The organism is Neobacillus piezotolerans (genome assembly GCF_003362805.1).
GTDB classification, from domain to species: domain Bacteria; phylum Bacillota; class Bacilli; order Bacillales; family Cytobacillaceae; genus Bacillus_D; species Bacillus_D piezotolerans.
Map to the genome: position 1 here is coordinate 60,367 of NZ_QNQT01000015.1, position 8,877 is coordinate 69,243.

The following is an 8,877-nucleotide window of genomic DNA, read 5'->3' on the forward strand; positions in this document are numbered from 1 at the left end:
GCCAAAAAGACTATATTTAAAGGTGTAACTTTATTTGGCGAATGCCGTCTAAAACAATGAACGGGGAGGAAAAGTGAATGGACTCCGTTTTTACTGAACTTTATAAAAAATACCATCAGGATGTTTTCCAGTTTCTTTTTTATATGGTCCGCAGTAAGGAACAAGCTGAAGATTTGGTTCAGGAAGTGTATATCCGCGTTTTAAAATCGTATTCGCGTTTTGAAGGGAAGAGCAGCGAGAAAACATGGCTTTTTTCAATAGCCCGCAACGTTGCCATCGACCATTTCCGCAAGCAGAAAGGCTGGAAACAAAAGCTGCTTGATAAATTCGACTGGTCGGCCGCACAGGTAAAGGACCATCAGCCTTTGCCGGATGAAATCGCCATCCAAAGGGAAGAAGTCCAGGGAATGTTTAAAAGCCTTGATGTTTGCACAGTCGACCAACGGGCTGTCATCATCATGAGATACTTGCACGAATTGTCGATTACGGAAACAGCCAGCGCATTGGGCTGGACCGAGAGCAAGGTTAAAACAACTCAGCATCGGGCCATCAAAATATTGAAAGCCCAAATGGAAACGCTTTTTGAAACGGAGGGGTATTTGGATGAACAAGCGAGGGTGGAGCGATAAGCAGATTGAAGACTGCCTAAGATTTTTGCCCAAAGTAACTGACGATCGCGACCCGCGGGACATATATCAGAATATGTCCAGGAAAATAAAGCAAAAACGAAAGAAAGCAATGATAATGCCGGGGTTTGCCGCGGTGGCGGCCGCACTTCTGATTTTCCTGCTAATCTCGCCGGAAGCATTTAAAGAAAAGCCAGGGAAACAGGTTGCTTTGGAAGAAAAGCAGGACCCGGATACTTCAGCAACCGCCAATTTGAGTGACCAGTCAGGAATTGCCGCTAAAAAGGGCCCAGCAGGCAATGCGGATGAAAATCAGACCTTTGGGATTCTCTCAATGGATCAATCGAAAGCAAGTGCAACTGCCCTCTACGAAGACGAGGTAGCTGAAAACCAGGCTCCCGTAACCGTTTGGGTGCCTTCGAAGGATGTCAATTACCTTGTGCCGGTTACCGTCACAGTCCCTAAGGACAACGGACAGAACTGGCTCGATCATCTTAACTTCGCACTGGCCAGCCTAAAAGAGGCGGAATGGGGCCTTAACGACTATTATCCGCTTAATGCGAAACTTGCGCTCGAGGGAGAGGAAACCCTTGTAGTCGATGTACCGGCCGGGCATCAGTTTGGATTGGGTACAAATACAGAAGCATTCCTAATGGATTCCCTAAATGAAAATATTACCTCGAATAGTACGGTTACCAAGATAAAATTTATGACGGATGGACACCCGGGTATTGAACTTCAACATATGGGACCTAAAACTTTAGTACCGGTTGAAAGGAAAGAGAACAGGGCGTATTTCTTTGTCCGCACGGAAGGCCGCGAGCAGCCTTACTTGGTGCCATCTCGAGAGCAATACCGTGATGTTTCAAAAGCGCTTGATGTGATGAAAACCGGCAGCGGGGACGGCGTTTACCTTGCATCGATACCTTCTTCCCTTGAAATCAAGGAAATAGCGGCTGATGGAGATAGGCTGTCACTGACGCTCGCAGATAATGTCGCTCTTGAAAATAGCCCCGAAAACCAGCAATCTTTCGAAGCCATCCTGATGGCCGCAAAAGAATTTGGTTTCAAGGAAGTAAAAGTAGAAAACGCGCCAATCGCGCAATTGGGGCCGTTCATACTGGCTGAGGAGAACAGAGTGCCAATCGGCCCGAACAAAATGCATATTCAATAACCCAAAAGCCTGCCGGCCGGCAGGCTTTTTGTTTTTCGCAGTCTCTGGATATTTTTAGGTAATGCCTCTTTTATGAATAACATACGTGAAATCTCCAGATTATAACAAATGTGCCTTTTCGGTTCTATCTTTGGAAAAAAAGGCATAATGTGTTTTGGACGTTAATGCTTAAGGAGGCAGACAATCATGAAGGACTATATATTGAGGTTTTTAATAGCTGGGGTAATGGCAGTATGCATTTTTCTGTTGTTCCTGGGAGGCAGACAGGCAAACGCGGAAGGACCGGCCACGGACAAGAGGGAACAAATGTTGTGGACATGGCCGGCTGAAGGGGTTATTTCCGATACGTTCGGCACCCGGAGCGGCCGCCATAAGGGAATTGATATTGCTGGAAGCCGTGGATCTGCCGTAAAAGCGGCTTTGGAAGGAAAAGTGATAAAGTCATATTTGTCATCTACATATGGAAATGCGGTTCTGATCGAGCACCCGAATGGATATGTGACGGTTTATGCCCACCTGGACAAAAGGTTGGCGGATGAAGGGGATGAGGTAAGAAAAGGGGAAAAGATTGGGACAATGGGCAATACCGGATATTCCACCGGCGTACACCTCCATTTTGAAATACATCAATCGCAATGGACGTATCAGAAGGAAAACGCAATAAACCCCGTTGCCATGTTTGGCAGTATGAAAGAGGGGGATTTTATAGCGGCGGCGCATAATAGCGGTGAGCCCGCTGAAGTGAATCAGCCAGCAAAAACAATGACTGCTGCAGCCGCAAACAAGGAGAACTCTGTCCATTTCGTAAAAAAAGGTGACACCCTCTGGGATATAGCCATATTATACGGAATGGAAGTTAGTGAGCTGATGGACACGAATGGGCTCGATACAATTACAATTTTCCCGGGTCAGGAACTGCAGCTCGACAAATGGGAGCCAGAGCCGTTCCCTAAAGGAAGCGCCGTACTTAATTAAATTGCCAAGTTAATGGCAGTACAATTGGTATTTCGATAAAGGGAATTCGGAACATAGATGTTCACAAATTCAACACAGATCATTGTGGGCTTAAATGCTTTCCAAGAGGGGAGTTTTTCAGTATAATAAATTAGTAAACTAAATATTGTCTATCTTCGGGGCTGGGTGAAATTCCCGACCGGCGGTGATAAGCTTTTGCTTTAGCCCGCGAGCCGCTGCTTTGCGGCAGGATTTGGTGCGATTCCAAAGCCGACAGTATAGTCTGGATGGGAGAAGATGGAGGTTCTGCAGGCGTTCAAAACATTGTTCTTTTGGACGTTTATTAAGCATGCCTTTGTAAATCACTCCCTCAAGCTGCCGGGCTTGGGGGTTTTCTTTGCGATGGAATGCTTATGCTGAATCTTTCTTCTTTAGTGATGGACACAAAAGGAGAGAGGAAAATTGAAGAAACTTACTTTGAAGGCCATGGTAGCAATTGGAATGCTAAGCAGCATATCTTATATCCTTATGCTGTTGAATTTCCCGCTGCCTGTGTTCCCGAATTTCCTGCTGATCGACTTCAGCGACATCCCGGCATTAATCGCGGCATTGGTGTTTGGCCCTGTAGCGGGAATATTGGTTGAGTTGATTAAAAACCTGCTCGACTATTTCATGACAGGAAGCCAGACAGGGGTCCCTGTCGGCCACATTGCGAATTTTACCGCAGGAGTCCTTTTCATCCTGCCAACCTATTTCGTCTACAAGAAGATTAAAACAAAAACGGGATTGTCAATCGCTCTTGTGGCGGGGACAGTCATTATGGCCGTTCTCATGAGCGTCCTGAACTATTACATTATCCTGCCCGCCTATACCCTGTTTTTGAACGCGCCGGCAATGGCAGATGCGGAAGCGCGCAAGCTCGTGGTTATGGCAATTTTGCCTTTTAATATCTTGAAGGGCGCGATTGTTTCATTGTTGTTCATCCCTTTATATATCAGAATGAACGGTTGGTTCAACAGGCAGGCGTCCATATAATAAAAATAAATAACTTTTCAAAAGGCAGCGGCAAAAAAAGCCGCTGCTTCTTTGTTTGTGCATCAGACAATATAAAATCCCCGCCGGTTATGGCGGGGATATGTAATACCTGTATTATTCGAACTTCGTTGGATTGCCGTCGAACGGTTCGTCGGCCACTTTAATTGAGTCAGTCGGGCAGCCTTCAAAAGCGTCCATCATGTCGTCAATCAGAACATCCGGAATTTCAACGATGCCTTCGTTGTCATCAAGTGTTACATAAGCGATACCTTCATCATCATAATCATAAATGTCTGGTGCCGCAGCGCCGCAAGCCCCGCAAGCGATGCAAGTTTCTTTGTCTACAATCGTATACTTTGCCATGAAAAACCCTCCCGTTGGTTTAAACGATTCTTTAACTGATAAACTGGAAACGCATACTGCATTTCTATTGTAAAAAAGAATTGGAAACTTTTCAATAGATATTGCACTGATAATACTTTTCATTGAAACAGACTTTCGATATTATTCCCTAAATTCTACCGATGTACGACACATTTTCATGGTAAAATAGATTGAACCTTCAATAAATGTATGTTATACACGAAAAAACGAGAAAAAATATAAACGAAATAATGGTGAGTAACATGCGAAATTCCAATGAGAAGGCTGATGTCCAATATTTCGAAGTAATAATTCTATATTCCCTTTCACGATTAAAAGGTGAACGGACAATTTATTCAATCTACCATCTGCTTAAAGGCAAAAAATCCGCTCAAACCATCCAGGACGCGCATTTGTTTTCCCTTACCGCTTTATTTATGGCATACGAAGGGGTAAAGAGGGAGAGTCTTGAAGAGTCGATCCGGACGCTACAGGACAAGGGGTTAATCCTAGAAACGGCCCCGAAGCGTTATATTCTTTCCGTCAAAGGAACAGAATGCCTGGAATGGGAATTGTCCAAAAACCCGATTCCTCTTGAACTTCAGGGGTGGAAATACCATTTTGCATCCCAGTTTCTCTGGGAAAGGTTATCGCTCCTTGTCCAGGTGTGTTCCCACATCTCGATGAAGGAAACACGTTATGTGCCTATCCAAAAAAAGCGCCGGACCCAGCTTTGGATAAAAAACTTCGTTGGGAATATGGGACCCGGTCAGAGAGCGGTGCTTCCTGTCGAATTATTTAAGGAGCTTACCTTGGCATTGGAGGAACTTGAACAACAAATAAAACCCGACATACTTGTCCTGAGGCTGACAGGCTATCAATCTGCCGGCATGACAGAGCAGCAGGCCGCAATGGAGCTTGGGATGGACGAGTTCCGTTTTCATTTGGAATTCCTTGCTATCCTGCATGCATTAGCAAAAACAGCGGATAGGCGCAAGGAGAAATTCCCGCTCCTTTCTAGACTTTTAGCCGGGGAGGATGGAGGAAGGGGCAGCTTGACACAGACATCCAGGCAAACTTTAAAGCTATTAAATAAAGGATTGCAAATTGATTCCATCGCCGCTGCTCGAGGGTTAAAGAGAAGTACAATCGAAGACCATATTGTCGAGATAGCTTTGAATGTTCCCGGCTTTTTGATAGAACCATACGTTACGGCCGAGGAACAGGAAAAACTTTTCCTCATTGCAGAGAATGCATCAACCAGGCAGCTTAGGGAACTGCGGGATTTATCCGGAGGGCTCTCCTATTTTAAAATACGGCTCGTATTGGCGAAGTTTGGTGAACTATAATGCTTGAACAAACACTTTATACTTATTTTGGTTATTCTTCCTTCCGCCCCGGGCAGAAGGAAGTGGTGATGTCCCTTTTGAATGGCGCGGATACGCTTGCCATGCTGCCGACCGGCACCGGGAAATCTTTGTGTTTCCAATTGCCGGGCTACATATTGGAAGGAGCAGTCATAATTGTTTCGCCGCTGCTCTCGCTTATGCAGGACCAGGTCGAACAGATGATGAAAAGGGGAGAAAAGAGGGTCGTGGCGTTAAATTCATTTTTATCGCCCATTGAAAAAAAAGAGGCACTTTCAATGCTCCATCACTATAAATTTATTTATCTATCGCCGGAGATGCTTGGTTTTCCTCATATAATCGAAAGGTTAAAAGAAATTCCTATCTCCTTGCTTGCAATCGACGAAGCCCATTGCATTTCACAGTGGGGCTATGACTTCCGTCCGGATTATCTTAAGCTCGGAAACTTCCGGGAAAGCTTGCGCAATCCTTTGACCCTTGCTTTAACAGCAACAGCCACCCCTGAAGTCAGGGATGATATTGCGGGAAAGTTGATGATAGAAAAGGCCACGCGAATCGAAACAAGCATCGATCGGCCGAATATTTCATTTCATATTGAAAAACTTGAAAGCCTAACCGAAAAAAACGGCAGGGCCCTTTATTGGGTAAAGGAATTAAAGCAGCCCGGCATAATTTATTTTTCCAGCAAGAAAGCCGCTGAACAAACCGCCGCCTATTTCAGGGACAATGGCGTTACAAAAGCGATGGCTTATCATGCGGGAATGGATATGGAACAGAGAGTATTGATCCAGCAACAATTTCTTAACGGCCAGCTGGATGTCATCTGTGCGACAAGCGCGTTCGGGATGGGGATCAATAAGGAAAACGTCCGCTATGTCATCCATTACCACATGCCGATGCAAATTGAATCCTATCTTCAAGAGATTGGCAGGGCGGGCAGGGATGGCGATCCTTCCACCGCGATCCTTCTTTATTCAGAAGGTGATGAACAGCTTCAGTACCATCTCGCTGCAAGCGAACTGCCTTCTCCCGATCAGTTGGAAGTATTCTTTTCCTCTCTCGGCTCGAATACATCCCAATTTGACTCTCCATTCGAATTGGAACAAGCGGCTTGTGCCAGCGGGTTATCGGAAAACCAATGGCGGTGGCTTGCCAGCTGTCTTGGCGGGCAACAAGAGGTTCAAATTCCGATACTAAAAAAAGAGCTTGATGCATATGTAAAGGGAAGGAATTGCGCGAAAATGGAAAATATCCGACGCATGCTCGAATGGATTGGCGCGCCAGGCTGCCTTCGAAATTATTTTTTGCGCTATTTTCAAGAACCTGAACTTAAATCAGGCGGAATGCTTTGCTGTGATAACTGCGGGCTAGACATGGACGTGTACAAAAAGGGAGATTCGGGTATTCCGGTTCAGGGAAAAGTGAAAAGCTGGAAGGAAAGGCTGTCCGGACTATTATTGGGTGAAACATATGATGAATAGGCAAAGGCAGCTAATCGGGCAGCTAACTGACAGGGAATTGCTTTTCCATTTATATTTGACGCAATTAATCCTCCTGGCGATTTCGGGTGTTTTGGGCTGGATTTTTTTTGAAAAGGGCCATATTATAGGGCTGTTTGACTGGCGGGATGCCGCCGTCTGGAAGATTGGCATTCCCGCCGGCCTCGCTGTAGTCATATTGGACCTTTTTCTTATGAAGGCCCTGCCATCCTCCTATTTTGATGATGGCGGGCTGAATGAAAAAATTTTCACGAATAGAAGCTTTCCCCATATCGCCTTTATTGCAGCGGTTGTCGCGCTAAGTGAGGAAATCCTCTTTCGGGGGATTATTCAGGAAAAAACAGGGCTTGTTATCGCAAGCATTATTTTTGCAATCATCCACTACCGATACCTTTTTAACTGGTTTCTGTTTATAAATATAGTGGCTCTCAGTTTTCTTATCGGGGCATTGTATAGCTGGACCGGAAACCTGGCCGTTACGGCAGCCATGCATTTTACAATTGATTTCCTCCTGGGGATTGTGCTGAAAATTAGGAGTAGACAAGGAGGTTAATAGTATGAAAAAGGGAGATCCGTATCTTGAACAGGTTGAAAAACACAGACAAAAAATTGAGAGGGTCAGGACGGAAACCGGCGAGCCAGCAAAACTGCCGCCAAGGTCAAGGGTACATCAAAATAAGAAACAGAAAACAAGCCTAAAGCTTAAATATCCGGTCATCCGCTTGCTTGTCCTGTTCTTTATATTGCTTCCACTAACTGTTTTCGCGGTCATATCAAGCCTGGAGGGAAACAAATCGGCAGGCTCCACGGAAAAAGGCGGCATTGAGACAGTGAATTTTGAAGATAATGATCAGAACGAAGAGGTTCAAACGTCCCCTGATGAGGAAACAAGCAAGGAGCAGGACCAGGATGAAGGAGCTTCCGAGCCGGAAACTTCTAGGGAAGATAGTGAAAAAGAAGAAACTCCGGTTCTATCAGGGAGTACCGCTTCCTCTGAAGGGAAGGACTCCCCGGCAAACGAATCAGCGCCTGATAAAGAATCCAGCGTGTCCCATGGGGCAAATCCGGAGGGGAACAATAGCCAGGATAGCGGTGCATCACACGAATCGGTGAAATACCATACCGTCAAACCCGGAGAAACATTATTCAGGATCGCAATGATGTACTTTAAGTCGCAGGATGGGATAGGAAAAATCAGGGAAGCGAATGGAATCGTAGAAAATGAAATCAAAGTGGGACAGACTTTGAAAATACCGATGAACTAACAGCCGTGCATACGGCTGTTTTTATTTATCCAAATCCATACGGTCACATAATAAACGGGACAGGCACATACATTGTAGAAGGTTCATCCTATAAAAACCGAGAATGGTGAGGCCAATGCCATGGAATGGGAGGGGAAGGATGGAGAACCCAATCAAAATGCTCGACCACAGGACCGACAATGCTACTAGGCAAATGCTCGAAAATGTAGTGAAAAGAAAAAAGAAATTCGAAAAAGCGAAATCGAGGCATCATATGGCCATATTCGCTACCCTTGGAATGGCTGCCGCATTTTTGGCTTATCTTTATGCCACAGTTGTCCACGATTATTCCTATTCGTTCTATGCGATGTTTTCGGCATTTGTCCGAAAAAACGCCAGCCTCTATTTTCTGGTGGGAACAGTTTCGCTTTACGGAATGATGATCCTTTTAAAAGAACAACGTGATAAAAAGGAAAAAGAATACCATGATCTTAGATGTGAAATCGTTGACAGGAGCAAAGATCTTTGGAAAAAGGAAGATGAATGGAAATCAAGGCATCTCGTCTTTGAAATGATGAAAAAAGAGTATGATATCAACCTGTACCATGAAAAAAA

Annotated in this window: 10 protein-coding genes and 1 riboswitch; of the genes, 9 read left to right on the top strand and 1 reads right to left on the bottom strand. The window is 45.1% G+C overall.

Going from position 1 to position 8,877, the window contains the following annotated elements:
- Positions 1-77: 77 nt before the first annotated feature.
- From sigX to DRW41_RS20635, 4 genes are all read left to right on the top strand, one after another.
- Positions 78-629, top strand: coding sequence for an RNA polymerase sigma factor SigX (sigX, locus tag DRW41_RS20620; protein WP_115453921.1), 552 nt, complete (start codon positions 78-80; stop codon positions 627-629).
- A complete protein-coding gene (locus DRW41_RS20625) occupies positions 604-1,800 on the top strand; it encodes an RsiX family anti-sigma factor (protein WP_115453922.1) in 1,197 nt (398 codons plus the stop codon). Before sigX ends, DRW41_RS20625 begins: the two co-directional genes overlap by 26 nt.
- A 186-nt stretch (positions 1,801-1,986) precedes the next feature.
- Positions 1,987-2,775 carry a peptidoglycan DD-metalloendopeptidase family protein gene (locus tag DRW41_RS20630; RefSeq protein ID WP_115453923.1) on the top strand — a complete coding sequence of 263 codons (789 nt, stop codon included), beginning with the start codon at positions 1,987-1,989 and terminating at the stop codon, positions 2,773-2,775.
- A 147-nt stretch (positions 2,776-2,922) separates the two neighbouring features.
- A riboswitch (FMN riboswitch) is annotated at positions 2,923-3,057 on the top strand.
- Between the two features lie 159 nt (positions 3,058-3,216).
- Positions 3,217-3,789 (top strand): ECF transporter S component, encoded by a 573-nt coding sequence (locus DRW41_RS20635; RefSeq protein WP_115453924.1) that lies wholly within the window; start codon positions 3,217-3,219, stop codon positions 3,787-3,789.
- Between the two features lie 114 nt (positions 3,790-3,903).
- Here DRW41_RS20635 and DRW41_RS20640 read toward each other — a convergent pair whose 3' ends face one another.
- Positions 3,904-4,152: a ferredoxin gene (locus DRW41_RS20640; protein ID WP_053599082.1), complete on the bottom strand. Its 249-nt coding sequence runs from the start codon at positions 4,150-4,152 to the stop codon at positions 3,904-3,906.
- Between the two features lie 263 nt (positions 4,153-4,415).
- Between DRW41_RS20640 and DRW41_RS20645 the strand changes: the two genes are divergently transcribed.
- The 5 genes from DRW41_RS20645 to DRW41_RS20665 form a co-directional block, all read left to right on the top strand.
- Complete coding sequence (locus DRW41_RS20645) at positions 4,416-5,501, top strand: YpbB family protein (protein WP_181884660.1); 1,086 nt, start codon at positions 4,416-4,418, stop codon at positions 5,499-5,501.
- On the top strand, positions 5,498-7,000 hold the full coding sequence (locus tag DRW41_RS20650; RefSeq protein ID WP_439330890.1) for a RecQ family ATP-dependent DNA helicase: 1,503 nt from the start codon (positions 5,498-5,500) through the stop codon (positions 6,998-7,000). Before DRW41_RS20645 ends, DRW41_RS20650 begins: the two co-directional genes overlap by 4 nt.
- Positions 6,993-7,571, top strand: coding sequence for a CPBP family intramembrane glutamic endopeptidase (locus DRW41_RS20655; RefSeq protein WP_342772009.1), 579 nt, complete (start codon positions 6,993-6,995; stop codon positions 7,569-7,571). The genes DRW41_RS20650 and DRW41_RS20655 overlap by 8 nt, the downstream gene beginning before the upstream one ends.
- 4 nt (positions 7,572-7,575) lie before the next feature.
- A complete protein-coding gene (locus DRW41_RS20660) occupies positions 7,576-8,283 on the top strand; it encodes a LysM peptidoglycan-binding domain-containing protein (protein WP_115453928.1) in 708 nt (235 codons plus the stop codon).
- Between the two features lie 139 nt (positions 8,284-8,422).
- A partial coding sequence (locus tag DRW41_RS20665; protein WP_115453929.1) for a DUF2663 family protein occupies positions 8,423-8,877 on the top strand: 455 nt, incomplete at its 3' end.

Excerpts from the sequence above, each read along its gene's own strand:
- sigX (WP_115453921.1), top strand. The coding sequence starts at position 78 with ATGGACTCCGTTTTTACTGAACTTTATAAAAAATACCATCAGGATGTT.
- DRW41_RS20625 (WP_115453922.1), top strand. The coding sequence starts at position 604 with ATGAACAAGCGAGGGTGGAGCGATAAGCAGATTGAAGACTGCCTAAGA.
- DRW41_RS20630 (WP_115453923.1), top strand. The coding sequence starts at position 1,987 with ATGAAGGACTATATATTGAGGTTTTTAATAGCTGGGGTAATGGCAGTA.
- DRW41_RS20640 (WP_053599082.1), bottom strand. The coding sequence starts at position 4,152 with ATGGCAAAGTATACGATTGTAGACAAAGAAACTTGCATCGCTTGCGGG.
- DRW41_RS20645 (WP_181884660.1), top strand. The coding sequence starts at position 4,416 with ATGCGAAATTCCAATGAGAAGGCTGATGTCCAATATTTCGAAGTAATA.
- DRW41_RS20655 (WP_342772009.1), top strand. The coding sequence starts at position 6,993 with ATGAATAGGCAAAGGCAGCTAATCGGGCAGCTAACTGACAGGGAATTG.
- DRW41_RS20660 (WP_115453928.1), top strand. The coding sequence starts at position 7,576 with ATGAAAAAGGGAGATCCGTATCTTGAACAGGTTGAAAAACACAGACAA.